This is a genomic window from Streptomyces sp. NPDC057486 (genome assembly GCF_042802415.1).
Classification (GTDB): Bacteria; Actinomycetota; Actinomycetes; order Streptomycetales; family Streptomycetaceae; genus Streptomyces; species Streptomyces yanii.
The window spans coordinates 1-25,422 of the sequence record NZ_JBHVEE010000113.1; the positions used below are offsets into that span (position 1 = coordinate 1).

19 protein-coding genes and 1 pseudogene are annotated in these 25,422 nt (G+C 70.6%); 5 read left to right on the plus strand and 15 right to left on the minus strand.

Features of this window, described 5'->3' with window-relative positions:
* Nucleotides 1-42 precede the first annotated feature (42 nt).
* Both ACFU6I_RS36100 and ACFU6I_RS36105 read right to left on the minus strand, forming a co-directional pair.
* Nucleotides 43-357 (minus strand): hypothetical protein, encoded by a 315-nt coding sequence (locus ACFU6I_RS36100; RefSeq protein ID WP_384374836.1) that lies wholly within the window; start codon nt 355-357, stop codon nt 43-45.
* 134 nt (nt 358-491) lie between these two features.
* Nucleotides 492-1,646, minus strand: a complete 1,155-nt coding sequence (locus ACFU6I_RS36105) for an adenosine deaminase (RefSeq protein ID WP_266982276.1) — start codon at nt 1,644-1,646, stop codon at nt 492-494.
* A 187-nt stretch (nt 1,647-1,833) separates the two neighbouring features.
* Between ACFU6I_RS36105 and ACFU6I_RS36110 the strand changes: the two genes are divergently transcribed.
* The gene (locus ACFU6I_RS36110) at nt 1,834-2,511 is read left to right on the plus strand and encodes an alpha/beta hydrolase (protein ID WP_384374890.1); all 678 of its coding nucleotides are present in this window, start codon (nt 1,834-1,836) and stop codon (nt 2,509-2,511) included.
* A gap of 109 nt (nt 2,512-2,620) precedes the next feature.
* Here the strand turns inward: ACFU6I_RS36110 and ACFU6I_RS36115 are convergent, their stop codons facing one another.
* Nucleotides 2,621-3,574 carry a LysR family transcriptional regulator gene (locus ACFU6I_RS36115; protein ID WP_384374839.1) on the minus strand — a complete coding sequence of 318 codons (954 nt, stop codon included), beginning with the start codon at nt 3,572-3,574 and terminating at the stop codon, nt 2,621-2,623.
* A gap of 62 nt (nt 3,575-3,636) precedes the next feature.
* Between ACFU6I_RS36115 and ACFU6I_RS36120 the strand changes: the two genes are divergently transcribed.
* The 3 genes from ACFU6I_RS36120 to ACFU6I_RS36130 all read left to right on the plus strand — a co-directional run bounded on the left by ACFU6I_RS36120 (nt 3,637) and on the right by ACFU6I_RS36130 (nt 6,859).
* On the plus strand, nt 3,637-4,941 hold the full coding sequence (locus ACFU6I_RS36120) for an MFS transporter (protein ID WP_384374841.1): 1,305 nt from the start codon (nt 3,637-3,639) through the stop codon (nt 4,939-4,941).
* A gap of 87 nt (nt 4,942-5,028) precedes the next feature.
* On the plus strand, nt 5,029-5,745 hold the full coding sequence (locus tag ACFU6I_RS36125; RefSeq protein WP_384374844.1) for a L,D-transpeptidase family protein: 717 nt from the start codon (nt 5,029-5,031) through the stop codon (nt 5,743-5,745).
* A gap of 82 nt (nt 5,746-5,827) precedes the next feature.
* A complete protein-coding gene (locus tag ACFU6I_RS36130) occupies nt 5,828-6,859 on the plus strand; it encodes a sigma-70 family RNA polymerase sigma factor (protein ID WP_384374847.1) in 1,032 nt (343 codons plus the stop codon).
* A 293-nt stretch (nt 6,860-7,152) separates the two neighbouring features.
* Here ACFU6I_RS36130 and ACFU6I_RS36135 read toward each other — a convergent pair whose 3' ends face one another.
* Entirely contained in the window at nt 7,153-7,506 is a 354-nt protein-coding gene (locus ACFU6I_RS36135) for an STAS domain-containing protein (protein WP_384374850.1), read from the minus strand.
* A 350-nt stretch (nt 7,507-7,856) separates the two neighbouring features.
* Here ACFU6I_RS36135 and ACFU6I_RS36140 point away from each other — a divergent pair, with 350 nt between their 5' ends.
* On the plus strand, nt 7,857-11,123 hold the full coding sequence (locus ACFU6I_RS36140; RefSeq protein WP_384374893.1) for a S8 family serine peptidase: 3,267 nt from the start codon (nt 7,857-7,859) through the stop codon (nt 11,121-11,123).
* A 75-nt stretch (nt 11,124-11,198) separates the two neighbouring features.
* Here the strand turns inward: ACFU6I_RS36140 and ACFU6I_RS36145 are convergent, their stop codons facing one another.
* The 11 genes and pseudogenes from ACFU6I_RS36145 to ACFU6I_RS36195 all read right to left on the minus strand — a co-directional run bounded on the left by ACFU6I_RS36145 (nt 11,199) and on the right by ACFU6I_RS36195 (nt 24,538).
* Entirely contained in the window at nt 11,199-12,476 is a 1,278-nt protein-coding gene (locus ACFU6I_RS36145; protein WP_384374852.1) for a thymidine phosphorylase, read from the minus strand.
* Nucleotides 12,477-12,668: 192 nt separating this feature from the next.
* Nucleotides 12,669-13,067 (minus strand): cytidine deaminase, encoded by a 399-nt coding sequence (locus tag ACFU6I_RS36150; protein WP_384374854.1) that lies wholly within the window; start codon nt 13,065-13,067, stop codon nt 12,669-12,671.
* A complete protein-coding gene (locus tag ACFU6I_RS36155; RefSeq protein WP_384374857.1) occupies nt 13,064-14,353 on the minus strand; it encodes an ABC transporter permease in 1,290 nt (429 codons plus the stop codon). The genes ACFU6I_RS36150 and ACFU6I_RS36155 overlap by 4 nt, the downstream gene beginning before the upstream one ends.
* The gene (locus ACFU6I_RS36160) at nt 14,350-15,465 is read right to left on the minus strand and encodes an ABC transporter permease (protein WP_037688347.1); all 1,116 of its coding nucleotides are present in this window, start codon (nt 15,463-15,465) and stop codon (nt 14,350-14,352) included. The genes ACFU6I_RS36155 and ACFU6I_RS36160 overlap by 4 nt, the downstream gene beginning before the upstream one ends.
* Nucleotides 15,462-17,054, minus strand: coding sequence for an ABC transporter ATP-binding protein (locus ACFU6I_RS36165; RefSeq protein WP_384374860.1), 1,593 nt, complete (start codon nt 17,052-17,054; stop codon nt 15,462-15,464). Before ACFU6I_RS36165 ends, ACFU6I_RS36160 begins: the two co-directional genes overlap by 4 nt.
* A gap of 271 nt (nt 17,055-17,325) precedes the next feature.
* The gene (locus tag ACFU6I_RS36170) at nt 17,326-18,366 is read right to left on the minus strand and encodes a BMP family protein (protein ID WP_384374863.1); all 1,041 of its coding nucleotides are present in this window, start codon (nt 18,364-18,366) and stop codon (nt 17,326-17,328) included.
* Nucleotides 18,367-18,504: 138 nt separating this feature from the next.
* A complete protein-coding gene (locus tag ACFU6I_RS36175; RefSeq protein WP_384374896.1) occupies nt 18,505-19,776 on the minus strand; it encodes an amidohydrolase in 1,272 nt (423 codons plus the stop codon).
* 223 nt (nt 19,777-19,999) lie between these two features.
* Nucleotides 20,000-20,359, minus strand: a pseudogene (locus ACFU6I_RS36180) (hypothetical protein); the annotation flags it as partial.
* Nucleotides 20,360-20,456: 97 nt separating this feature from the next.
* Complete coding sequence (locus tag ACFU6I_RS36185; protein WP_384374866.1) at nt 20,457-21,146, minus strand: hypothetical protein; 690 nt, start codon at nt 21,144-21,146, stop codon at nt 20,457-20,459.
* Between the two features lie 312 nt (nt 21,147-21,458).
* Nucleotides 21,459-23,894, minus strand: a complete 2,436-nt coding sequence (locus ACFU6I_RS36190) for an N-acetylmuramoyl-L-alanine amidase (RefSeq protein WP_384374869.1) — start codon at nt 23,892-23,894, stop codon at nt 21,459-21,461.
* Nucleotides 23,891-24,538, minus strand: coding sequence for a hypothetical protein (locus ACFU6I_RS36195; protein ID WP_384374872.1), 648 nt, complete (start codon nt 24,536-24,538; stop codon nt 23,891-23,893). The genes ACFU6I_RS36190 and ACFU6I_RS36195 overlap by 4 nt, the downstream gene beginning before the upstream one ends.
* Nucleotides 24,539-25,422: the final 884 nt, after the last annotated feature.

Here is a 25,422-nt window from a genome sequence, read left to right on the forward strand (position 1 = left end):
CCCGGGTCGGGTGTCCGCCCCACGTGTGCGTGGGTGCGGGGGTCAGCCGCCGAGCGGGAGACCGTTGGTCGACAGACCGTTGGCCTTCACGCCGCCGGCGGGCAGTCCGCCGAGCAGGCCCTTGAGCGGCGAGGTGGCGTCGTGGACGACCTTCGTCTGACCGCTGCCGAGGAGCTTGGTGGCCGTGTCCTGGACCGGCAGGCTCCGGGTCGCGGTACCCAGCGCCGAGCCGGCGGCGGGCAGGGCGGACGCGGCGTCGACGGGCAGCACGGACGCCGAGGCGGTACCGGCGGCGGCAGCGGCGAAAGCGGCGCCGAGAGCGGCGACACCCAGAGTCCTGGCAGCAGACTGCTTCATGTGGAATTCATCCTTGGGGAAGGGGATGTGAGCGGCTCTGCAAACTAGTCAGCCCACGACCGGTCCCGCAAACATGCCGGACACGCCGAACGGCCGGGATTTGATCGTCCCGACCGTTCGGCAAAACGCGCGAATCAGCCCGCGGGGGACGAAGAGCCGCTGGTCGCAGCGGTCTGCTCGAAGAGCCACTCGGACTTCAGCTCGGCATATCCGGGCTTGATCACGTCATTGATCATCGCAAGACGTTCATCGAAAGGAATGAACGCTGATTTCATCGCATTGACCGTGAACCACTGCATGTCGTCGAGCGTGTATCCGAAGGTCTCGGTCAGTCGCTCGAATTCCCGGCTCATGCTCGTACCGCTCATCAGCCGGTTGTCCGTATTCACGGTGAGGCGGAAATGGAGCCTCCGCAGCAGCCCGATGGGGTGGTCGGCGTACGAGGCGGCGGCGCCGGTCTGAAGGTTGGAGGTCGGGCACATCTCCAGCGGGATGCGCTTGTCCCGTACGTACGAGGCGAGTCGGCCGAGCGTCACGCTGCCGTCCTCGGCGACCTCGATGTCGTCGATGATGCGGACCCCGTGGCCGAGGCGGTCGGCGCCGCACCACTGGAGCGCCTGCCAGATCGACGGCAGACCGAAGGCCTCGCCCGCGTGGATGGTGAAGTGGTTGTTCTCGCGCTTGAGGTACTCGAAGGCGTCGAGGTGGCGGGTGGGCGGGTAGCCCGCCTCGGCGCCCGCGATGTCGAAGCCGACGACACCCAGGTCCCGGTAGCGGTTGGCGAGTTCGGCGATCTCCAGGGCGCGGGCGGCGTGCCGCATCGCGGTGAGCAGGGCGCCCACCCTGATCCGGTTGCCGTCCTGACGGGCCCGGCGCTCACCCTCGCGGAAGCCCTCGTTGACCGCCTCGACGACCTCTTCGAGGGTCAGCCCGGATTCCAGGTGCTGCTCGGGGGCGTACCGCACCTCCGCGTACACGACACCGTCCGCGGCCAGGTCCTCGGCGCACTCGGCGGCCACCCGGAACAGGGCGTCCCGGGTCTGCATGACGGCACAGGTGTGGGCGAACGTCTCCAGGTAACGCTCCAGCGAGCCGGAGTCGGCCGCCTCGCGGAACCAGATGCCGAGCTTGTCCGGCTCGGTCTCGGGAAGGGCTTCGTAGCCCGCGTCGCGGGCCAGGTCGACGATCGTGCCGGGGCGCAGGCCGCCGTCGAGGTGGTCGTGGAGCAGCACCTTGGGGGCGCGTCGGATCTGGTCGGTGCCGGGCACGTGCAGGGTCGGGCTCATCATCTGGGCACTCTAACGCCTACGCGCGTAGAGCGCCGCGCGCCGATACGTAACAGTGACCGCGAATACGGGTGGAGTACACCTCTTCTTCTGACACTGTTCTGTCATGGGACAGCGCGCACTTCCCCTGCCTGCTCCGAGGCTGGGACGGGCCGTGAAGACGGCCGGAGCACAACCTGCGGTCAGCGGAGTGGTCCTGCTGCTCCCGGACGGCGAGGCCGACTCGCACCGCCGCCCTTCCTCCCTGTCGTACGCACTGCAGCTGCCGCTCGCCCGGACCCTGGCCCGCGCGGGCCAGGACGACGGGCTGGCCGCGCATGTCGTGCACTACCGCTGCCGGGGCTGGAACGCCACGGACGCGCAGCTCGCGGCGGACGCGGAATGGGCGGTGGAGGAGGTCGTACGACGCTACGGCGACATCCCCGTCTGTCTGGCCGGGCACGGCATGGGCGGCCGGGCGGCGCTGCGCGCGGGTGGCCACGCGGCAGTCAACTCCGTTCTGGCGATGGCTCCTTGGCTGCCCGGGGAAGCCTCGGCCGAGCCGGAACCGGTGAAGCACCTGCTGGGCCGCCAGGTATTGCTCGTCCACGGCACGAACGACGCCCGGTCCGACCCGGAGTTGTCGTTCCGGCTGGCCGAGCGGGCCAAGAAGGCCAACCGGGACACCTGTCGCTTCGAGGTCCACTCGGACGGTCACGCGCTGCGCCAGCACCGGTCCGAAGTGGTGGCGCTTGCCGCGGACTTCGTGCGGGGTTCGCTGTTCGGCCGGGCCTACGCGCGACCGGTCGCCGACGCGCTGGCGGCGCCGCCGCCACTGGGGCTGCGGATGCCCCTGGCGGCGGGGTTCGGGCGGTCGCTGGGGCACTAGGGTGCGTGCCGGAAGTCCCGCCTGCCCCGCGACGCCCGGCACGCACGCGCGCTCGCCGCATTGTCGGGCTCGCCCGAGGACGCACCCCCACCGCATCCCCGTCCGCGGGTCAGTCGGGCAGCAAGTGCCCGCGACGCGACAGCAGGAACTGCTTGAACGCCGCCACCGGCGGGGTGTCCGGGTGGCCGTCCAGCCAGGCCACGCCGATCTCGCGGGCCGCGCGGGGGGCCGTGACCGTCAGTTCGACCACGCCCGGGCGGGCCACCGCCGGCGGCGGCAGCAGGGCGACACCCAGGCCCGCCGCGACCAGGCCGCGCAGGGTCTCCGCCTCCTCTCCCTCGAATGCCACGCGCGGGGTGAAGCCCGCCTCGGCGCACAGGTCGTCGGTGATACGCCGCAGGCCGTAACCGGGCTCCAGGGTCACGAACGCCTCGTCCGCCGCCTCCACCAGGCGGATCCGCCGCCGGGAGGCGAGGCGGTGGTCCTCCGGGACGACCAGACGCAGCCGCTGCTCGTCGAGGCGGCGGGCGACCAGGTCGGGGGCGTCCGGGACGGGGGAGGTGAGGCAGAGGTCGAGGCCGCCGGCCCGGAGGCGTTCGATCATCGCCTCGCCGTAGTTCTGCACCAGCTGGAAGCGGACCCGCGGGTGGTCGGCGCGGAAGGCGCGAAGCAGGGCGGGGACGGTCTCGGAGCCCATGGTGTGCAGGAATCCGAAGGCGACCTTGCCCGCCGTCGGATCGGCGTCCGCCCGTACCGAGTCCGCGGCCCGCTCCACCTCGGTGAGAGCCCGCTCGGCGGAGCCCAGGAAGGTGCGGCCCGCGGGGGTGAGCGAGACGGTACGACCCTTGCGGGCGAACAGGGCGACACCCAGGTCCTGTTCCAGCCTGACCATGGCCCGCGACAGCGTGGACTGCGGGACGCCGAGCTCGTGCGCGGCGCGCGTCACATGCTCGTGGCGGGCCACCGCCTCGAAGTACGCAAGCCGCGGCGCAAGCACTGCGCGAATGTCTTCTTCGTAACTACTCGGTGACAGCCGAGGCTGTGAGCTGCGTTCATGCACCATGGGATCGATTATCGCAAGTTCGTGCATTGGACGCATGAATCAGAGAGATCTACTTTCGATGTATGCCTCCTGCCAGTACCAAGGCGTCCACCCTCACGCTGGACGCCTCATCCCCCTCATCGCCCGTCGCGCCCGTTTCCTCCCCTGACCGGCTGGAGCCCGGCCGGCCCGGCTACCGCCGGATGAGCTTCGCGCTCTTCGCCGCCGGTGTCGCGACGTTCGCACTCCTCTACTCCACCCAGGCACTGCTGCCCGCCGTCTCCGCCGGATTCGGCGCCACGGCCGGACAGGCCAGCTGGACGGTCTCGGCGGCGACGGGTGCGCTGGCTCTGTGTGTGCTGCCGATGAGCGCGCTCTCCGAGCGGTTCGGGCGGCGGCAGATGATGACCGCGTCGCTGACGGTCGCGGTACTGGTCGGGCTTCTCGTCCCCTTCGCCCCCTCGCTGGGCTGGCTGATCGCCCTGCGCGCCGTCCAGGGCGCGGCCCTCGCCGGACTTCCCGCCTCCGCGATGGCGTACCTCGCCGAGGAGGTGCGGCCGAAGGCGCTGGTCGCCGCGATCGGACTGTTCGTGGCGGGCAACAGCATCGGCGGCATGAGCGGGCGCATCCTCACCGGCTGGATCGCCCAGCTGTGGGGCTGGCGGGCGGCGCTCGGCGCGGTCGGGCTGCTGGCCGTGGCCTGCGCGGTCGTCTTCCACTTCATGATCCCGAGGGCCCGTCACTTCACGCCCGGTTCACTGAACCCGAGGGCCCTGGCGAAGACGGTGGGCGGACACCTCGCCGACCCGTTGCTGCGCAGGCTGTACGCGATCGGCGCACTGTTCATGACGGTGTTCGGGGCGGTCTACACGGTGATCGGCTACCGGCTGGTCGGGGAGCCGTTCCACCTCCCGCAGGGTGTCATCGGCTCGATCTTCCTGGTCTACCTCGTCGGTACGGTGTCGTCGGCGGCGGCGGGCAGGCTCGTCGCACGGCTCGGCCGCCGGGGCGCGCTCTACCTGGCCGTCTCCACCACGGCCGCCGGTCTGCTGCTCTCCCTCGCCGACCAGCTGATCGCCGTGCTTCTCGGTCTGGTCCTGATCACGGCGGGCTTCTTCGCCGGGCACGCGGTCGCCTCGTCGTCCGTGAGCCGGACCGCGACGACCGGCCGGGCGCAGGCATCGGCGCTCTACCAGTCCGCGTACTACCTGGGCTCCAGCGCGGGCGGCACGCTCGGCGCGATCGCCTTCCACGCCGGTGGCTGGGCGGGCACGGTGACGCTGGGGCTGCTCGCGGTCCTCGGCGTCGTCTCGATCACGCTGTACGGGTCGCGGGTCGCCCGCGCCGAGCGGCGGCACCTCGTCCCGATGGCGTCAGTACAGAACTGAGACATACACACGCACAACCACCGACTCCCCTTCGCGCGTCTATCAGGCGTAATCAACGCACTGCGACGCGAAGGGGAGTTGGCGTACATGGCAGTCGTAGGGAACATACGGGGAGTCCGGACGCGGCGCGCGGTCGCACTGTCCGTCGCCGGGCTGATGGCGGCGCCGGCGCTCGTCCTGGGCGGTGGCACGGCGGCGCAGGCGGCGTCCTGCACCACATCCACCGGGCCGTACCAGAAGCAGGTCGAGGCGTATCTGAACAGGCCGGTCGACGGGAAGCAGTCGGCCGCCGACTGCAAGGCGATCCAGACCTTCCAGCGCACCTACGGGGTCACCCCCGACATCGGGTACGCGGGACCGGTCACCTGGCGGACGATGAAGACGCTCACGGCACAGAAGGCGGCCGGCACGAACCCCAACAAGGACAAGAAGTGCCCCACGAACAAGGGGCGCATCGCGTGTGTGGACCTGACCCGGCAGCTGAGCTGGATCCAGGACGGATCGAAGCTGAAGTTCGGTCCGGTGCCGATCCGCAGCGGGCGGAACGGGTACGAGACGCGCACCGGTTCGAAGAAGATCTACCTGCGGCACATCAAGCACTGGTCGTCGCTGTACCACGTGTGGATGCCGTACTCCCAGTTCTTCGACGGCGGGCAGGCGTTCCACTCGGTGAACCTGAAGATGTGGAACCCGCCCGGCTCGCACGGCTGCGTCAACATGCGGGACGCGGACGCGAGGACGTACTGGAACCTGCTGAAGAACGGCGACGACGTGTACGTGTACGGGCGCAAGCCCGGAACGTGACCGGCATCGGGGACGTGACCGGAGAGCGCGCGGCTTCGGCACTTCCCGCCCCCGTTGTCAGTGGCCTGCGGTAGCTTCCGAAGTGCCGAAGAGAGCGGCGTCACAGCACAACAGGGGTGGAGCGATGAGTGATCTGACGGCACCGGCGGATATCGACAGCCGCCTGGAGGGACACCGGGTCGAGCTCACCGGTTACTGCTATCGCATGCTCGGCTCGGCCTTCGAGGCGGAGGACGCGGTACAGGACACGCTGGTGCGCGCCTGGCGGAACTTCGACAAGTTCGAGGGCCGTTCCTCGCTGCGCTCCTGGCTGTACCGGATCGCCACCAACGTCTGCCTGGACATGCTGAACGCGGGGAAGAAGCGGGCCCGCCCGGTCGACCTGACGGGCCCGACACCCCTCGCCCAGGCGGCGCTCAACCCACTCCCGGAGAACACCTGGCTGGAGCCGATGCCGGACGGGCGGATCCTGCCGTCGGTGGCCGACCCGGCGGAGGCCGCGGTGGCGCGGGAGTCGGTACGGCTGGCGTTCGTCGCCGCGCTGCAGCATCTGCCGCCCAAGCAGCGTGCCGTGCTGATCCTGCGCGAGGTGCTGGCGTGGAAGGCGAGCGAGGTCGCCGAACTGCTCGACACGTCGGTCGCCTCGGTCAACAGCGCCCTGCAGCGGGCGCGGGCCACGCTCACGGACCATCGGAGCGCGGCCACCGACACCGCCGAACCGCTCGACGACGAGCAGCGCAAGCTCCTTGAGCGGTACGTCGCGGCGTTCGAGGGCTACGACATGGCGGCGCTCACCGCGCTGCTCCACGAGGACGCCGTGATGACCATGCCGCCGTTCGACCTCTGGCTCCAGGGGCACGACGACATCACGGGCTTCATGCGCTCCCTCGGTGCCGGCTGCGAGGGCTCCCGCCTGGTGGCGACCGTGGCCAACGGCACCCCGGCGTTCGCGCACTACAAGCCGAATCCGGACGGACCGGGATTCGTGCCGTGGGCGGTGCAGGTCATCGACATCTCGGACGGTGCGATCACCGGCATGCACTGCTTCCTGGACACATCCCGCTGGTTCCCGCTCTTCGGCCTGCCCGACCACCTCGAGGCCGAGGCGGCGTGACGCGGCGGCCGCGGCAGCGGCACGTGTGAGTGGCTGGCTGGGTGGTGCTGGTGCTCGGCGGCTGAGGGATCACGCAGTGGCTGGGTGAGCCCGTCGCCACCGAGGGGCCCCGCCCGGACCGGCCCCCTGCCTCCGGCGCCGAACCGGGACCGCAGCCGGAGCACCGGTACGACGGAGCCTGCGCCGACGACGCGACAGCGACGCCGGCGCCGCACCCGACGGCCTCGGCGGCCCGGCTGTTCGTGGTGGTCTGCGCTCGGGCCGGCTGACGCCACGGGGCGGTGCCGGGTATCTCAGCCCTGCTCCCCCAGGTCCACCACATCGGCCAGCCCCACCAGGTCCAGCAGATGCTGCAGTCCGGGCGGAACATTGCGCAGCCGGAGCTGTCGGCCGCCCGCCCGGCGCGTGATGAGCCCCAGCCGCGCTATCGCCTCGACCAGGGCCAGGTCCGCTTGTACGACCCCGCCCACATCGCAGTCCACCCCCGCGGCCGGGTCACGGACGGCGCCCCCGGGGTCGAAGAGCAGCGCCTCCAGCTCGGCGCAGAGTCCAGGCACGGCCGCGCGTGTGACGCGGCCGGTGACGACGAGAACGATCGGGGTCTTGGATTCCACATCAGACAGACCGGTCCGGCGACCGAAACTCATCGCAGCGCCGCGCTCCTCCTCCCGGCGCCGGCCTGCTGCCCGCCACACCGGTACGACGGGGCCAAGGGCTGTCCCGTCATCCCCGGCGGGGCAGCCCTCCGGGCCTCGGCACCCACCCCGAATCGATGCATTTCCGTCAACTGTGGTCAGCGGCAGCATGTTTGTGAACCCGCGCGGCCGATTCCCCCTCTAGATACATGAACCGGCGAGCACCGGTGCCACACCGGGGCGCGCGGGCCAACGGTTCCAAGAGATCACCTCATTCTCCAGGGGGAGAGTTGCGCAGACACGTGAGAAGCGCCTGTGTTTCGACCATCGCCACGGCAGCCGCCGTGGCGCTCGCGGCCGGGATGACCACTCCGGCCGTGGCACAGCCGGAGCAGGCCCGTCCGGCCGCCGTAACCACGTCCGTGACCGGGCATCAGCTGACACTGATCACCGGCGACCGGGTCTCGGTGGACGCGAAGGGCCGGGTCGTGGACTTCCGGCCCGCCGAGGGGCGCAGGCGGATACCCGTGCAGCGGCAGATACGTGACGGGCACACCCTGCTCATACCGGCCGACGCCCACCGGCTGATCAGTTCCGGCAAGCTGGACCGCCGGCTGTTCGACATCACCGAGCTGAACCGTCCGGAGAACCGCCGGGCCCAGCACGCCGGCCTGAAGCTGATCGTCGGCTACAAGGGTGCGCAGGCCGCCGCCGCGAAGGCGGACGTCCGGGACGCGGGCGCCACCCGGGTCGTCCGGACACTGAAGTCGCTGAACGCCCAGTCGGTGACCACTCCGAAGAGCGACGCCAAGGACATCTGGCAGGCACTCACCAGCAAGGCCTCCCAGGGCGGCCGGCGCACCACCGCGGCCGGCATCGACCGGGTCTGGCTGGACGGAGTGCGCCGGGCGAGCCTCGACAGGAGCGTGCCGCAGATCGGTGCGCCGACCGCCTGGAAGGCCGGTTACACCGGCAAGGGCATCAAGATCGCCGTCCTGGACACCGGTGCGGACGCCACCCACCCGGACCTCAAGGGGCAGATCCTCGACTCGAAGAACTTCTCCACGTCGCGCGACACCAAGGACCGGTTCGGGCACGGCACCCATGTGTCCTCGATCGCAGCCGGTACGGGCGCCAAGTCGGGCGGCAGGTTCAAGGGGGTCGCACCGGACGCCAAGCTGCTCGAGGGCAAGGTCCTCAACGACGACGGCTTCGGTGAGGACTCCGGCATCCTGGCCGGCATGGAGTGGGCGGTCGCGCAGGGCGCCGACATCATCAACCTGAGTCTCGGCGGCCCCGACAGCCCCGACGTCGACCCGCTCGAAGCGGCGGTCAACAAGCTGTCGGCCGACAAGGGCGTCCTGTTCGCCATCGCGGCGGGCAACGAGGGCGACGGCGCAGGCACAGTCGGCTCGCCGGGCAGTGCGGACGCCGCACTGACCGTCGGCGCCGTCGACAACAACGACAAGCTGGCGAACTTCTCCAGCCGCGGACCGCGCGTCGGCGACGGCGGCATCAAGCCCGATGTCACCGCACCCGGCGTGGACATCACGGCGGCCGCCTCACCCGGTTCCGTGATCGACCAGGAGGTCGGCCAGAACCCGCCCGGCTATCTGACGATCTCCGGCACGTCGATGGCGACCCCGCATGTCGCGGGCGCCGCGGCGCTGCTCAAGCAGGAGCACCCGGAGTGGAGGTACACCGAGCTGAAGGGCGCGCTGGCGGCCTCCACCAAGCCGGGCGCGTACACGCCGTTCGAGCAGGGCACGGGCAGGATCGCCGTCGACAGGGCGATCGCCCAGACCGTCATCGCCGAACCGGTCTCGGTCGGCTTCGGGGTGCAGCAGTGGCCGCACACCGATGACGCCCCGGTCACCAAGAACGTGACGTACCGCAACCTCGGGACGACCGACGTCACCCTCGACCTCGCGGTGACGGCCACCGGCCCGAAGGGCAAGCCGGCCCCGGCCGGCTTCTTCACCCTCGGTGCCGAGCACGTCACCGTCCCGGCCGGCGGCACGGCCGACGTACCGCTCACCGTGAACACGAAGCTCGGCGGCACGGCGGACGGCACCTACTCCGCGTATGTCGTCGCCACCGGCGGCGGTCAGAGCGTCCGCACCGCGGCCGCGGTCGAGCGGGAGATGGAGTCGTACGACCTCACGATCAAAAACATCGGGCGTGACGGCAAGCCCGCCACGTACTACGACAACAACCTCTTCGGCCTCTCCGGCGCCGCGGTCGGCATCTGGCTGAACCCGGCGGGCCCCGACGGGACGGCAAAGGTGCGTGTCCCGAAGGGCGGTTACGTGCTGAACTCGGCCGTCTACGTCGACCCGGACAACGCCACCAAGGGCGTCGACTGGATCACCCAGCCGAAGCTGGACGTCACCGGGAACCTCACCGTGACGCTCGACGCCCGGAAGACGAAGCCGGTGACGTTCACGCTTCCCGCCACCGGCACGAAGTCCCTGCTGGCCGCCCCCGACCTCCAGTTCGACAGCGAGGACAGCGGCTTCAGCTACGGCTGGTTGCAGAACTCGTACGAGGGCTTCCGCACCGCGCACGTCGGCCCGAAGGTCACCGACGGCTCGCTCTCCCAGCACTGGCTGGGCACCTGGGCCAAGGGATCCTCGACCCGCTACGACGTGATGGTCGGCGGTCCGGTGACGCAGGCGGCGACCGGCTACACCCGGAAGTTCACCAGCAGTCAGCTGGCGAAGGTCACGATCGGTCTCGGCGCGTCCGGCAAGGGCAAGACCGGATCGATCATCGCCTGGGGCACGCTGCCCGGCATGGACGGGGGCTGGGCCACGTCGACGGGGCAGCCGGCCCCCGGGACCCACACCGTCTATGTCTCCACTGCCGACAAGGTGAAGTGGAACTTCGACTTCGAACAGGAGGGCGGGCGCTTCCCGAAGTACGAGGCGGGTTACTCGCTCGGTGACCCGCAGACCCTCAAGGCGGGCAAGACGTACCGGAAGCGGGTCAACACCGCGGTGTTCGGCCCCGCGCTCCCCGAGGGGTACGGGTTCTTCCGCAAGGACAACCAGATCCTCGGCGTCCTGCCGCTTGTGGCCGACGGCACCGGGAACGTCGGCGGGTCCACGTACAGTTCGGTGAAGACCGTCCTGTACCGCAACGGCGCCAAGTTCGCCCAGAACAAGGACCCGCTGGAGGGCGATACCGCCTTCACCGTGCCGTCCGGCGCCGCCGACTACAAGGTGACGACCTCGGTGCAGCGCAACGTGAGGACCTCCGCCGTCTCCACCCGGGTCGACGCGAGCTGGACGTTCCGGTCGAAGAAGACCAGGGAGTTCACCGAACTTCCCGTCTCCACGGTGCGGTTCACGCCCCATGTCACCCTGGACAGCAAGGTCACGGCCGGCCGGACCGCGTCGGTGCCGGTGAAGGTGCAGGGTGCGGCCGCCGGCAAGAACCTCAAGTCGCTGACGGTGTATGTCAGTTACAACGCCGGTAAGACCTGGAACAAGGTCACGGTCAAGTCCGGCAGGATCTCCGTGAAGAACCCGGCCAAGGGGAAGTCGATCTCCTTCAAGGCCAAGGTCACGGACAAGCAGGGCAACACGTCGTCGGTCTCGATCTACCACGCCTACTTCGGCAAGTAGGCGCCCGACCGCATGACGGCGGCCCGCCGGACGGATCTCTCCGTTCCGGCGGGCCGTTCGCGTGCTCGGGCGGTGCTACGCGATGCGCTCGCGCACCACCGGGGTCGGCGTGAACTCCGTTCCGGCCGGGGCGATGTCGAACGAACCGGGCAGGGCCTTCAGCGCGTACTCGAACTTCTCCGGGGTGTCCGTGTGCAGCGTCAGCAGTCGCTGGCCCTCGGTCACCGTGTCGCCCGGCTTGGCGTGCATCTCGATGCCCGCGCCCGCCTGCACCGGGTCCTCCTTGCGGGCCCGGCCCGCGCCGAGGCGCCAGGCGGCGACACCGATGTCGTATGCGTCGAGGCGGGTGAGCACACCGGAGGCCTGGGCCGTCACCACGTGCTGCTCGCGGGCGACCGGGAGCGCGGCGTCCGGTTCGCCGCCCTGGGCGGAGATCATCCGGCGCCAGACGTCCATCGCGGAGCCGTCGGCCAGGGCCTTCTCCGGGTCCGCGTCCTTGAGCCCGGCCGCGTCCAGCATCTCGCGGGCCAGGGCGAGGGTGAGGTCGATGACGTCCTTCGGACCGCCGCCGGCCAGGACCTCGACCGACTCGCGCACCTCCAGGGCGTTGCCCGCGGTCAGGCCGAGCGGGGTGGCCATGTCGGTGAGGAGTGCGACCGTCCGCACACCGCTGTCGCTGCCCAGCGCGACCATGGTGGAGGCCAGTTCGCGGGCGTCCTCGATGGTCTTCATGAAGGCGCCGGAGCCGACCTTGACGTCCAGGACGAGCGCCCCGGTGCCCTCGGCGATCTTCTTGGACATGATCGAGCTGGCGATCAGCGGGATGGCCTCGACGGTGCCGGTGACGTCGCGGAGTGCGTACAGCTTCTTGTCGGCGGGGGCCAGCCCGTCACCGGCGGCGCAGATCACGGCTCCGGTGGTGTCCAGGACGTTCAGCATCTCGGCGCCCGAGAGGTGGGCGCGCCAGCCGGGGATGGACTCCAGCTTGTCGAGCGTGCCTCCGGTGTGGCCGAGACCGCGGCCGCTGAGCTGCGGCACGGCGGCGCCGCAGGCGGCGACCAGCGGGGCGAGCGGCAGGGTGATCTTGTCGCCGACGCCGCCGGTGGAGTGCTTGTCGGTGGTGGGACGGGAGAGCCCGTCGAAGTTCATCCGCTCGCCGGAGGCGATCATGGCGGCGGTCCAGCGGGCGATCTCCGTGCGGTTCATGCCGTTCAGCAGGATCGCCATGGCCAGCGCGGACATCTGCTCGTCGGCGACCTCGCCTCGGGTGTATGCGTCGATGACCCAGTCGATCTGCTCGGGGCTCAGCTCGCCGCGGTCCCGCTTGGTGCGGATGACGGAGATGGCGTCCATGTCCTGGGTGTCCTTCCGGCCGGTACGTACGCAAGAGTCCCCAATGACTCTACGCGCATAGAGGGTGGAGACGGGTGTGGCCCTCCCGAAGTTTCAGGAGGGCCACGGGAGTTCTGGGCCTGTCTTTCGGTTCAGGCCGGGCTCGCGGGCCCTGGCACGCAGCCCGATCCGGCCTGATCCGAGAGGGAAGCCCTACCTGAGATGGTCCGGCCCGAATGCCTGCGGCAGCATCTCGTCGAGCGTACGGAGGCCGTCCGGGGTCTCCAGGACGAGCTCCGGTCCGCCGAACTCGTACAGCAGCTGACGGCACCTGCCGCAGGGGACCAGGATCTCGCCCGCCCCGTCGACACAGGTGAAGTGGGTCAGCCGGCCGCCGCCGGTGGCGTTCAGCTGCGAGACCAGTCCGCACTCGGCGCACAGGCCGAGTCCGTACGAGGCGTTCTCTACGTTGCAGCCGACCACCGTGCGGCCGTCGTCGACGCGCGCCGCGACGCCGACCGGGTAGCCCGAGTAGGGGGCGTACGCCCGGGACATGGCGTCCCGGGCGGCGACGCGCAGGGCGTCCCAGTCGACGTCCGCACCCGCGGTCACTTGCCCTGACCCTTCCGGTACCGCATGCCGTCCGCCTTCGGCATCCGCAGCCGCTGCGCGGAGAGCGAGAGGACGAGCAGCGTGACGATGTACGGGGTGGCGCTCACGAACTCGGTGGGCACCGTGTCCGTGGCGAGGTACCAGACCAGTACGGCGGCGGCGATGACGGCGCTGACCGCACCCTGGACGAAGCTCCTGCGGTAGAGCTTCCAGGCGGCGAGCACGGCCAGCACGACCACCAGCAGGAGCAGCAGCGCGTGGACGGACTCGCCGCCGTTGCGCAGCTGGAGCGCGTCGGCGAAGCCGAACAGGCCCGCACCCATGGCGAGACCGCCGGGCCGCCAGTTACCGAAGATCATCGCGGCGAGACCGATGTAACCGCGGCCGCCGGTCTGGCCCTCGTTGTAGATGTGCGAGGTGACCAGGGAGAGGAAGGCACCGCCGAGTCCGGCCATGCCACCGGAGATCATCACCGCGATGTACTTGTAGCGGTAGACGTTCACCCCGAGCGACTCGGCGGCGATCGGGTTCTCGCCGCAGGAACGCAGCCGCAGCCCGAACGAGGTCTTCCACAGGACGAAGAACGTCACGACGAACAGGATCACGGCCACGATCGTCAGCAGCGACACGTTGGTGACCAGGCCGCCGATGACACCGGCCACGTCGGAGACGAAGAACCAGTGGTGTTTCTCGATCGAGTGCAGCCAGTCGGACAGGCCCGGGATCGTCACCGAGGTGATGTCGTCGGACGGCGGCGACTGCTTGGGACTGCCGCCCTTGGCCGCCGCCTCGCCCGTGTTGAACCAGAGCTTGGCGAAGTAGGTGGTGAACCCGAGCGCCAGGATGTTGATGGCGATGCCGGAGATGATGTGGTCGACGCCGAACGTGACGGTCGCGACGGCGTGCAGCAGCCCGCCGAGCATGCCGCCGATGATCCCGGCCAGCACGCCGAGCCAGGGGCTCGTCTGCCAGCCGGCCCAGGCGCCGAAGAACGTACCGAGAATCATCATCCCTTCGAGGCCGATGTTGACCACACCGGCCCGCTCGGCCCACAGGCCGCCGAGACCGGCGAGCCCGATCGGCACGGCCATCGCGAGCGCCGCGCTGATCTGCCCGGCCGAGGTGACGTCCTGGGCGCCGGTGATGGCGCGTACCGCGGACAGTGCGAGCAGCGCGCCCGCGACGATCAGCAGAACGACGGGGAAGGAGAGGCGGGTGCGGCCGCCCTTGCCACCGGAGACCTTGGGGGCCGCGGGCGGCGGGGTGGAAGTCGCCGTGGCGGTCACGCCGACACCTCCTGCTGGTCGGAGTTACGGGCGGCCTGTGCGGCAAGTTCCGCGCCGACCTTGCTCTGCTGACGCTTGAGTCCGTAGCGACGGACGACTTCGTAGGCGATGACGACGCACAGGACGATGACGCCCTGGATGACGCCGACGATCTCCTTGTCGTACCCCTCGAACTCGAGCTTTCCGGTACCGCGCTCCAGGAAGCCCCAGAGCAGCGCGCCGAGCGCGATGCCGATGGGGTGGTTGCGGCCGAGGAGGGCGATGGCGATGCCGGTGAAGCCGATACCGATGGGGAAGTCGCCGCTGTACTCGTAGCTGTCGTTGAGCAGCGTCGGCATACCGACCAGGCCGGCCACCGCGCCGGAGATCAGCATCGACGTGACGACCATCTTCTTGACGTTGACACCGCTGGCCTCCGCCGCGGAGCCGGACTGGCCGACCGTCCGCAGATCGAAGCCGAACCGGGTGCGCGAGAGCGTGAACCAGTAGGCGATGCCCGCGACGACCGCGACCACGATGAAGCCCCAGACGGGCGTCGGGGTGGTCGGGAACTCGAAGAAGTGCGAGGACTCCGGGAGCGGGGTGGTGGAGATCTTCGTGCCGGCCTCGTCGAGGTGACCGAGGCGGCCCTGCTGGAGCAGATAGCCGATGATGGCGGTCGCGATGGCGTTCAGCATGATCGTCGAGACGACCTCGCTGACGCCGCGGGTGACCTTGAGGACACCGGCGATCCCGGCCCACATCGCGCCGACGATCATCGCGGTGAGGATGATCAGCGGGATCTGGAGGGCACCCGGCAGGGTCAGCGCGCCACCGACGGCGGCGGCGAAGAAGGCGGCGAGGCGGTACTGGCCGTCGACGCCGATGTTGAAGAGGTTCATCCGGAAGCCGACGGCCACCGCGAGACCCGCGAGGTAGTACGTCGTCGCCTTGTTGAGGATGTAGACCTGGCTGTCCGACTTCACCCCGTAGTCGAACATGATGCCGAACGCGCTGAACGGTTCCTTGCCGGTGGCGGCCAGCACGAGGGCGGTCACCAGGAAGGCGACCACGATCGCGAGTACGGGGGCCGCGATCCCCAGGAGCAGCCGCTCCTTGTCGAACTTCTTCATCGGTCCTCTCCCCCGTCCCGGGGGTCGGTGTCGGCGGCGTCCGGACCGGACTCCGCATCCGTCCCGGACTCGGCGGGCGCTTCGAGATGGCCGGAGGCCGCTCCCGTCATCGCCGAGCCGAGCTCCTCCGGGGTGATGGTCGCCGGGTCGGCGTCCGCGACCAGGCGGCCGCGGTACATGACGCGCAGGGTGTCGGAGAGCCCGATCAGCTCGTCCAGGTCGGCGGAGATCAGCAGCACCGCCAGGCCCTCGCGGCGCGCCTCGCGGATCTGGTCCCAGATCTGCGCCTGCGCGCCGACGTCCACGCCTCGGGTGGGGTGCGCGGCGATCAGCAGCTTCGGGGAGTGGCTCATCTCGCGGCCGACGATCAGCTTCTGCTGGTTGCCGCCGGAGAGCGAGGCGGCGGTGACCTCGATGCCGGGGGTACGGACGTCGTAGTCGCGCACGATCCGCTCGGTGTCCGCGCGGGCGGCCTTGAGGTCGAGGAACGCGCCCTTGCTGTTGGGGCGCTCGGTGACGTGGCCGAGGATGCGGTTCTCCCAGAGCGGGGCCTCCAGCAGCAGTCCGTGCCGGTGGCGGTCCTCGGGGATGACGGCCATACCGTCCTCGCGGCGCTTGCGCGTCGGCGTCCGGGAGATGTCCGCGCCGTCCAGGGTGAGTACGCCGTGGTCCAGGTGGCGCATGCCCATGATGGCGTCGACCAGCTCGGACTGGCCATTGCCCTCCACGCCCGCGATGCCGAGGACCTCACCCTTGTGGATGGTGAAGGTGATGCCGTCGAGCACGGCACGCACCACCCCGTCCGGGTCGGTGGCGGTCAGCCGCAGGTCGTCGACGGTGAGCATCGGAGTGTCGGTGACGGTCGACTCGCGGGTCTCCGGCGACGGCAGCTCGCTGCCGACCATCAGCTCGGCGAGCTGCTTGGGCGTGGTGTTCGCCGGGTCGGCGGTGCCCACCGTCGTACCGCGCCGGATGACGGTGATCTCGTCGGCGACCGACAGCACCTCGCCCAGCTTGTGCGAGATGAAGATGACGGTCAGGCCCTCGGCCTTGAGCTCGCGCAGGTTGTCGAAGAGTGCGTCGACCTCCTGCGGCACGAGGACGGCGGTCGGCTCGTCGAGAATCAGGGTGCGGGCGCCGCGGTAGAGGACCTTGAGGATCTCCACGCGCTGGCGGTCGGCGACGCCGAGGTCCTCGACCATGGCGTCCGGGCGGATCCCGAGACCGTACGCGTCCGAGATCTCCTTGATCCTGGCGCGGGCCCGGTCGCCGATCCCGTGCAGCTTCTCGGAGCCGAGGACGACGTTCTCCAGGACGGTGAGGTAGTCGGCGAGCATGAAGTGCTGGTGCACCATGCCGATGCCGCGCGCGATGGCGTCACCCGGGTTGTGGAACGAGACCTGCTCGCCGTCCACCGCGATGGTGCCCTCGTCCGGCTTCTGCATGCCGTACAGGATCTTCATCAGAGTGGACTTGCCGGCACCGTTCTCGCCGACGAGAGCGTGGACGGTACCGCGACGCACGGTGATGTCGATGTCGTGGTTGGCCACGACCCCGGGGAACCGCTTGGTGATGCCGCGGAGCTCCACGGCATGGGGACTGCTGGACGCGTTGATGGCGCACTCTCCTTGGCAGGAGCGGAGGGCGGAGGCGATGGGGTGGGAGGCGGGGGGAGCGAAAAAAGGTACCGCGCCCGGAACACGCTACGCGCGTAGCGTCCCCGAATCGTTGGCCACCCGGTAGAAGGTGGCCGACCGTGCGCGTACGGCTACGTTCCGGTCCGGGCCGGAAGTCGTACGCGAATCGGGGCCCGGCCGAGCAGCCGAAGCAGCTCCCCCGGGCCCCGATCGACGGGTCGGATCAGGTCGTGGTCTTGACCGTGATCGTGCCGTCGACGATCTTCTTCTTCGCCTCGTCGAGCTTGGCCTGGATGTCCGAGAGGTGGTCACCCGTGGTGGTCAGCGAGACGCCGCCCTTGGCCAGGGAGTACGTCTGGACGCCGGTCAGCGCCTTGCCGTCCTTGACGGACTTGACCAGGTCGTAGACACCGGCGTCGACGTTCTTGACGACCGAGGTCAGGATCGTGTCCTTGTACTTCGCCAGCGCCGGGTCCAGGGCCTGGTCGGAGTCGACACCGATGGACCAGGCGCCCTTCTTGCCCGCGACGGCCTCGATCGAACCGGCACCCGAGCCGCCCGCGGCGGCGAAGATGACGTCCGCGCCCTTGTCGAGCATGCCCTTGGCGGCTTCCTTGCCCTTGTCGGGGCTGCCGAAGCCGGACAGGTCCGAACCGGTGGACAGGTACTGGATCTGCACCTTGGCCTTCGGGTTCGTGTCCAGGACACCCTGCTGGAAGCCCGCGGCGAACTTCTTGATCAGCGGGAGGTCCACACCGCCGATGAAGCCGACCTGGCCGTCCTTCGACTTCAGCGCCGCCGCGACACCGGCGAGGTACGAGCCCTGCTCCTCGGTGAAGACGATGGAGGCGACGTTCTTCACGTCGGAGACCGAGTCGACCAGGCCGAAGTTGACCTTCGGGTACTTCGGGGCGATCTTGTCGACCGCGTCCTTGTACGCGAAGCCGATGGCTATGACAGGGTTGTAGCCGCCCTCGGCGAGCGACTGCAGACGCTGCTCACGGTCCGCCGGGGTCTCACCGTTCTTGGCGGTGAGCTCCTTCGTCTGGGCCTTGAGCTCGGCCTTGGCCTTGTCCAGACCGCGCGCGGCGGAGTCGTTGAACGAGTTGTCGCCCCGGCCGCCCACGTCGTAGGCCATGCCGATCTTCATCTGGCCCTTGTCGGAGCTGGTGCTCTCTTCGGACGACTCGCCACACGCGGTGGCGGTGAGCGCGAGAGCCGCGGTGATGGCACACGCAGCGGTGATCTTGGATACCCGGCGCAAGGGAAGGCTCCTTCAAACCTGACCGAAGCGCCTCTTCCGGCGCTGGTTTCGCCGAGATCGTAACGCGCGTAGATGTCAGATAAAGCCCTGTACGGAAGCCGTTATCGGATCGTCGCGAACCGGGGGCGACCTGTCCGGTTACAAACGGTTGCCGTCGAGCAAAGCCGCGGCGGTGAAGAGCTCCACGCCAACGGTGATCGCCTCCTCGTCCGCATCGAAATCGCCCCGGTGCAGATCAAGGCGCCGGGTGTCACCGGGCGTGCGCACCCCGAGCCGCGCCATGGCCCCCGGGACGTGCTCCAGATACCAGGAGAAGTCCTCCCCGCCGAGGCTCTGCTCGGTGTCCTCGATCGCATACGATCCGCGGCGCCCGGTCATCGCGGCGGCCAGCAGATCGGTCACGGCCGGATCGTTCACGACGGGCGGGACCCCTCGGATGTAGTCGATCACCGACTTGGCCCGGTGCATTCCGGCCACCTCGTCGATCGCGGCATGGACCAGGTCCGGCGCCTCCCGCCAGGCCGCCAGATCCAGGCAGCGGACCGTTCCCGACAGCTCGGCATGCTGCGGGATCACATTGCACGCGTGCCCGGCCTCCAGCCGCCCCCAGGTCACGGCGAGCCCGGCCCGCGCGTCGACCCGCCGTGCCAGCAGCGCGGGCACCTCGGTGGCCACCTTGGCGGCGGCGGTGACCAGGTCGGTGGTCAGATGCGGCCGCGCGGTGTGCCCGCCGGGCCCGTCGAGTGTGACCTCCAGCCGGTCGCAGGCGGAGGTGATCGCCCCGACCCGCAGCCCGATCCTCCCCACGTCGACCTTCGGGTCGCAGTGCACCCCGATGATCCGCCCGACGCCTTCCAGCACCCCGTCCTCGATCGCATCGGGGGCGCCACCGGGCAGCACCTCCTCCGCGGGCTGGAAGATCAGCCGCACGGGGTGCGGCAGCAGCCCCTGCCGGTCGAGCTCGGCGAGCACGAGCCCGGCGCCGAGGACGGTGGTCGTGTGAATGTCGTGCCCGCAGGCGTGCGCCCGGTCGGGAACGGTGGACCGGTACGGGACGCCGGCCTTGGTGTCCGGAATGGGCAGGGCGTCGATGTCCGCGCGCAGGGCGAGCATGGGCCGCGTGTCACTGCCCACCCGTCGCCCACCACCACCCTCGTCCGAGCTTCGCGCCCCTCCCGATGTACCCACGTCGCACATGAGCCCGGTTCCGGTGGCGAGCACCCGGGGCCGGAGCCCGGCCTTCTCCAGCCGGGCCTTGAGCGCGGCGGTGGTACGGAACTCCTGGTTGCCGAGCTCGGGGTGCATGTGCAGATCGCGCCGGAACGCGATCAGCTCGGCCCGCAGGGGTTCGGGCAGCGTGCCGGGCAGGGCGGAGTCCTCGGGCAGGTCGGCATCGGCGTCGCGGGACATCAACTGGTTCACCTGGTGAAGGGTAGGCCCCTTCCCCCCTCAACTGGCCACAGATCAACAAAAGTTCAGCCGCATAGAGGAACAAAATGCGGCGTCGGAGCGTGTGCAATGGGATGGAGGTGGGTAAACTCGCCCGATTTCCTCCGGCGCCCCCGCTGTCCGGGCCGTAAGCCCTCACGGGTCGTCCCCTCGGGGGTGCAGCTGCATCGTGGGGGCGCAGGCAGTCGAACACGAGGGCGGCGAGGCGATCGGGTCGTGCCGTGTCGGCGCGCCGGCGCTGAGCGGCGAGTGCGGCCGGGACGATCGCCTGGGCATCGACGGCGTCCACGTCGGTTCTCACCGCGCCGGATTGCCGGGCCCGGGTCGGTAGCGCCGCAAAGGTCCCCCGCAGGTCGGCGGCAAGCTGCTGGGTCGCGCCGCCCATGGTGCCCCCCGAGCGGGCGATCCCGTCGGCAAGGTCCTGCTCGGGGGTCGGCCCGGTCGGCCATCCGGGTGAGGAAGGCCGAGAACGCCGATCCGGCCTCGCCGGTCCGCAGCGCGCGCGTCCCGGCCGGTTCACACCCGTCCGGGTCGCCGAGGCCACGGCGCCGGCCTGCCCGGGGAGGCCGGCCCGCCGGACCCTCAACGGCAGACGGGCGGGCGGCAGCGGGCAGGAGGGCTGGTCCCGGTGCCCCCGTCGACTACTGCGCCGTCTCGGAGAATGACCGCTCCGCGCCGCGCGCCGCGCCCGGTCGTCCCTGAGGCCGGCCCAGCCGCTCGCCGTCCTCGGGCAGCCCCCGGCGCATCGGCAGCAGCGCCGTCCCGAGGCACACCGCACCGACCGCCAGCAGATCCAGGCTCATGGCCGCCAGCACGATCCCGGCCAGCACCAGCACCGGGGCCCGGCCCTTGACGACGTCCCGCCGGAGGAAGGCCAGCAGCGTGACGAGGGCCAGCAGTCCGAGCCAGAACAGCATCGGCACCACGGTGTAGACGAGCGGCATCACGCCGGGCACGTCCTGCACCCTCCCGAACATGTCGCTCATGGCCGGCTTGTCCACGGTGAGGAACCCGACCGCCAGGTCGATCACCGCCTGGACCACCAGCGCCGCCGCCCCGAGCAGCCCCGCCCAGGTCGCCGCCTCGACCGCGACCTGCTTGCCGCCCCGCACCCCTGCCGCCCTCCGCAACCCCAGCAACACCCGCACGAACGCGAGCAGTCCGGCCAGGGACAGCACATGCGCCACCGTCCACCACACACCGGGCCCGTAATCGCTCACCGCCCGACCGGCCAGCCGCACCACTCCGTACCCGGCCAACAGGGCCGGGCCCGCGATGAATGCCCTGCCTACCGTCCCGCCCTGACGCACCGTCATCGTCTGCATCCTCATGCTGCGATGCTCGCGCCCGGCCGCCCCTGCCCACCATCGGGGCTTCCCCCCAACAAACCCTGGCCGTGAGCCACTTCCGAGTCAGGGTGGCGTCAGGTGGTTCGGCGCGCGGAGAGTCCGGACGCGGACTCCCCGGCGCTCCGCAGCCGCGCACCAGGGCTCGCGGACGATCGGGGCGGCTTCCAGGGCGTGGGGTTCTCACGGCGGTGCGCGAAGCAGCGGGTCGCGCCCAGGCCCCCCGTCACCCGGGGGCCTGGGCTGTTCGGCGACCGGCCGACGACAGCGTCACCGGTTGCCCCGGTCCGCTGTGACTCACCTGGCCAGTTCGCCCCCGATGCCGGCTCCGGCCCCGGTCACGGAGCCGAGCGCGGTGGGCCCGTAGGCGGCGCCCGCGCCGGGGCCGACCGTCACGACGGTCCCGTCGCCCGCGTTCTCGCCCTCCGCGCCGAACGCGAGGTCCGCCCCGCCGTCGCCGGTGTAGTCGGCGACGGTGACGGCAGACCCGAACCGGTCCCCGGCCTCGGCGGCGCCAGGCAGTCCGGCCGCCCCCTCCACGTACGCGACAGCACCGGTCGCACTCAGCCCGTCCGCACCGCCGCGCAGCACGAACGCCCTCCCGGCGCCCGAGTCGTCACCGGGCGCGCCGGCGAGTACATCCGCGTACCCGTCGCCGTCGGTGTCCCCGACCGCCACGGAGGCACCGAGCTCCCCGCCCGTGCCGGCCGTTTCGAGGGCGCCGCGGCCGACGACATCGGCTTCCGTCGTCGCGAGCCCGTCCGCCGAGCCGTGGTACGTGGCGATCTCGCCGCCGTCCGCTGCGTCGGGGCGGCCCACGGCCAGGTCGGCGAAGCCGTCGCCGTCGATGTCCCCGGCGGCCAGCGCACGGCCACCCGCCCCGTCGAGCACGGCGGGTTCGCCGGTCCGCAGCCCGGTCGCCGAACCGCGCAGCACCACGAGGGGCGTCGCGCCGGCAGCCGTACGGAAGGCGATCGCCGCGTCCTCGAACCCGTCGTGGTCGAAGTCCCCGGTCGCCACGGAGGCGTCCTGCACGGGGCCGTCCGAGAGGGCGGCCGGCGCGGAGAACGCGCGGTCGGCCCCGTCGACGGTCCAGGCGCGGCCCGCGCCCGGCGCGACGGCGAGGATGTCGTCGCCGCCGTCCCCGTCGAAGTCGCCGGTGGCGAGCTCGGCGCCGAACCGGGCGCCGCTCGCGCGGACCGCGGTGGGCTCGTTGATCATTCCGGCCTGCCCGGTGAGCCCGTCGGGGCCGCCGCGCAGGATGCTCACGCCGCCCTCGTCGGTGGCACCGGAGGTGACCTCCTCTCCGGGTGAGGCGACCACGAGATCGGTGTACCCGTCGTGGTCGAGGTCCCCGTACGCCGTCGCGGAGCCGAAGCCGTCCCCGGCCTCGGACCCGCCGGGAACCCCCTCGGACTCCTGCGTGACGACAACCTTGTTCCTGCCGTACGGGTTGCCGGGCGCGCCCGGTACGACGCTGACCTGGCCGGCCCCGGCCCTGCTGTTCGCGGTCGCCTTCGGGAGGCCGGCGGCGAGGTCGGCGTGGCCGTCCCCGTTCACGTCGGCGTCCTTGGCGGGCGAGTTCTCCGACGCGGCGAGCGTGCGGATCGCGAGCAGGTCACCGTACAGATTGTTGCCGGGGCACTCGGTCGGGTAGCCGTCGCGGTGGCCGGAGATCCGGTTCATCGTCACCAGCTGGCCCGCGGTGAACTTGCCGTTGTCGGCACCGGCCGCCATCACGATCGTTCCGGCGGGGTTGACGCCGTACAACCCGAGCTTCCAGGCGGCGAGTCGGGCGATCGAGTCACGCACGGCGGGCGTGGAGGTCGCGGTGTTGTAGTCGCCGAGCACGGCGACACCGCTGGTGTCGGTGTTGAAGCCGTAGGTGTGGGCGCCGTACACGGGCTTGTCGAGACCGCCCGCACGTCCCTCGAAGATCGTGCCGCACTTGTCGACGAGGAAGTTGTAGCCGATGTCGTTCCAGCCGTTGCTCTTCACGTGGTAGGTGAGGATGCCGCGGATGATCGACGCGGACTCGGCGCAGGTGTAGCCGTTCGTCCCGGCCGTGTGGTGCACGAACACGGCCTTCGTGTCGGTCGTGTACGTGGGCGGGTCGGCGACCAGCGACTCGTCGGCGCCCCATCCGGCGCGCGACGTGACGGGAGGCCGGGCGGCGGCGGTGGCCTGCTGCGCAGCCGCCTTCTCCATCCCGTCGGTCCCCGTACGGGAGCTGGTCCCGGCGTCCGGGTCGACGAGGTCGACCCGGAGCCCGGCCGGCAGCTTCGACCCTCGGATCCTCGCCTGCACTCCGTCGGACGCGCCCACCCACAGGGGCTGGGTCGCACCGCGCACGCCCTCCTTGGTTCGCTCGGGCCCCGACTCCGGTACATGGACGTCGAGTTCGAGGGAACGCCATGCGGACCATTTTCCGCTCTCGGCGTCCCGGGTACGTATCTCCGCCGTGCCGTCGAGCGCGGCCTCGGGGTCGGACCAGGTGACGCCGAGCATGCTGAACGGCTCGGTCGAGCGGGCGGCCAGGGCCCGCTGCTTCGGGTCGGTGTCGGCCGGCACGGCGACCGTGTGGACGGCGCCCTTGTGCACGGTGGACGCCGCCGCGGCCTGCACGGACGGTTCGGCCTGTCCGTGCCGGCCCGACAGGGAGATCACGCTGAGCACGACCGCGGCCGCGAGCGCGGTACGGACGGCCTGACGGCCGGGGCCGGAGTGGTTCACTGCTCCCCCTGGGTGTTCGCCGGGACCGCGGCGTCCTCGGTGGCCTCGGGCGCGGCCAGCTCGCCCTGGCAGGTGGCGCGGCCGAACTTGCCGAACGCGGTGGCGGTCTGCACGTGCTTGCCGCGGATGGCGAGTCGGCAACTGGCCTGCCCGCCCTTCTCGTCGAGCGTGATGGTCACGATGGGCGGCTTGCCGAGCGGCACTTCAACCGTCTTCTTCCACGGCAGGTCGACCTTGTTGACCTCGACGGCCGTACCGGAGTCGCTGCGCGCCTGGTAGGTCAGATCGGCGGTGCCTTCGCCGTCCACCTCGTAGGTCACGGAGGCGGTGGGAACGTGACGTTCGGGCTTCTCCTCGGTGTCGAGCACGCCGTAAAGGACGAGACCGGCACAGGCGGCGACCAGAGCGGCGCAGGCGGCGAGGCCGCGACGGTCGACGCCCCTGTTTTCCTTCTTCGCGGGCCCGTCGCCACCCTCGGCGTCTTCTGCCCCTCCGGCTCCTCGCGGTTCACCGCCGTCGGCAGCGGTGCCGACGGCCTCCTCGGCCTCCGCAGTCAATGCGGTCGCCGACGACTCCGCCGCCTGCTGCGGCTCGTCGGTCGACTCCGGCTCGTCGGTCGTCTTCGGCTCTTCGGACGGTGGCATGGGCGGGTCCTGGCTTTCGTGAGGGGGGCATTCCTCGCGCGAAATCCGTCGCGCGCTCTGCGGAGAACCGGCCACTTATACCTCACGGCAAGGACTCCGCTCCAACAGTCGGAAAAATCGGGTGAATTGGAATGTCGGGAATTCACGCGCCGGAATTATCCGCTTCGTTGACACGGGTGGCCCCGGAGGAGTAAGCCGCGCACGACCGGCGCTCCGACATCCCGTCGATCATCAGCCTTTAATTCACGGGCGGTTGGGCGGATTTCCGCCCCGGGCGGCGGGCCGTGTGTCCACGTGCCGAGGTCGGCGCGCGCCCGCACGGGCGACCGGTGAGCCGTATACCGGAGTGGCGATCGCTGTTACACGTAAGAGAGGTGAGAGCGAGTCAGTCCGCTGCGATGCCGCACCATGTGCGCCCCGGGGACCGCGATCAACGGTGAGGTGCGCCCGCGAGCCCGCCACGCGGGTCACGGCGAGTGACATCCACTTGAGTAGCCACATTCATGAGCGAGTCGCCTTCGTTTCGGCGACCGACTTCCCCGTGTCACCGATGGCTCCGTACGAGGCCCCGAAGGGATATACCGGATTGACTCCGGCTGTTGACACTGCCGCGCGCGACTCGTCGGAAAGCAGGCCGCCAACGCGGTGGATCATGGCTGGTGGCGGGCGAGGCATGCCCGGACGTCAGCCCTTTTGCGCGGGCCCGGGCAGCCAATACGTTCACCGAGAAGGGCGGCCCGGACCGCAACGATTTCAACCTCCGGCATGACGAGCGGAGTGCGAACGCGGTACGAGGTCCATGGCGAGGGCCGGCGTGAAGACGGGTCCCCGATGGGCATGCCGCGACGGCCTGTACCGGTTGCGGAAGCACGCCCGGGCAGGGC

What these genes read in the sequence shown, in the direction of transcription:
- ACFU6I_RS36175 (WP_384374896.1), bottom strand. Translation starts at nt 19,776, where the DNA reads ATGTCCCGCGACGCCGATGCCGACCTGCCCGAGGACTCCGCCCTGCCC.
- ACFU6I_RS36105 (WP_266982276.1), bottom strand. Translation starts at nt 1,646, where the DNA reads ATGATGAGCCCGACCCTGCACGTGCCCGGCACCGACCAGATCCGACGC.
- ACFU6I_RS36100 (WP_384374836.1), bottom strand. Translation starts at nt 357, where the DNA reads ATGAAGCAGTCTGCTGCCAGGACTCTGGGTGTCGCCGCTCTCGGCGCC.
- ACFU6I_RS36160 (WP_037688347.1), bottom strand. Translation starts at nt 15,465, where the DNA reads ATGAAGAAGTTCGACAAGGAGCGGCTGCTCCTGGGGATCGCGGCCCCC.
- ACFU6I_RS36125 (WP_384374844.1), top strand. Translation starts at nt 5,029, where the DNA reads ATGGCAGTCGTAGGGAACATACGGGGAGTCCGGACGCGGCGCGCGGTC.
- ACFU6I_RS36140 (WP_384374893.1), top strand. Translation starts at nt 7,857, where the DNA reads ATGACCACTCCGGCCGTGGCACAGCCGGAGCAGGCCCGTCCGGCCGCC.
- ACFU6I_RS36185 (WP_384374866.1), bottom strand. Translation starts at nt 21,146, where the DNA reads ATGAGGATGCAGACGATGACGGTGCGTCAGGGCGGGACGGTAGGCAGG.
- ACFU6I_RS36145 (WP_384374852.1), bottom strand. Translation starts at nt 12,476, where the DNA reads ATGGACGCCATCTCCGTCATCCGCACCAAGCGGGACCGCGGCGAGCTG.
- ACFU6I_RS36135 (WP_384374850.1), bottom strand. Translation starts at nt 7,506, where the DNA reads ATGAGTTTCGGTCGCCGGACCGGTCTGTCTGATGTGGAATCCAAGACC.
- ACFU6I_RS36120 (WP_384374841.1), top strand. Translation starts at nt 3,637, where the DNA reads ATGCCTCCTGCCAGTACCAAGGCGTCCACCCTCACGCTGGACGCCTCA.
- ACFU6I_RS36195 (WP_384374872.1), bottom strand. Translation starts at nt 24,538, where the DNA reads ATGCCACCGTCCGAAGAGCCGAAGACGACCGACGAGCCGGAGTCGACC.
- ACFU6I_RS36115 (WP_384374839.1), bottom strand. Translation starts at nt 3,574, where the DNA reads ATGGTGCATGAACGCAGCTCACAGCCTCGGCTGTCACCGAGTAGTTAC.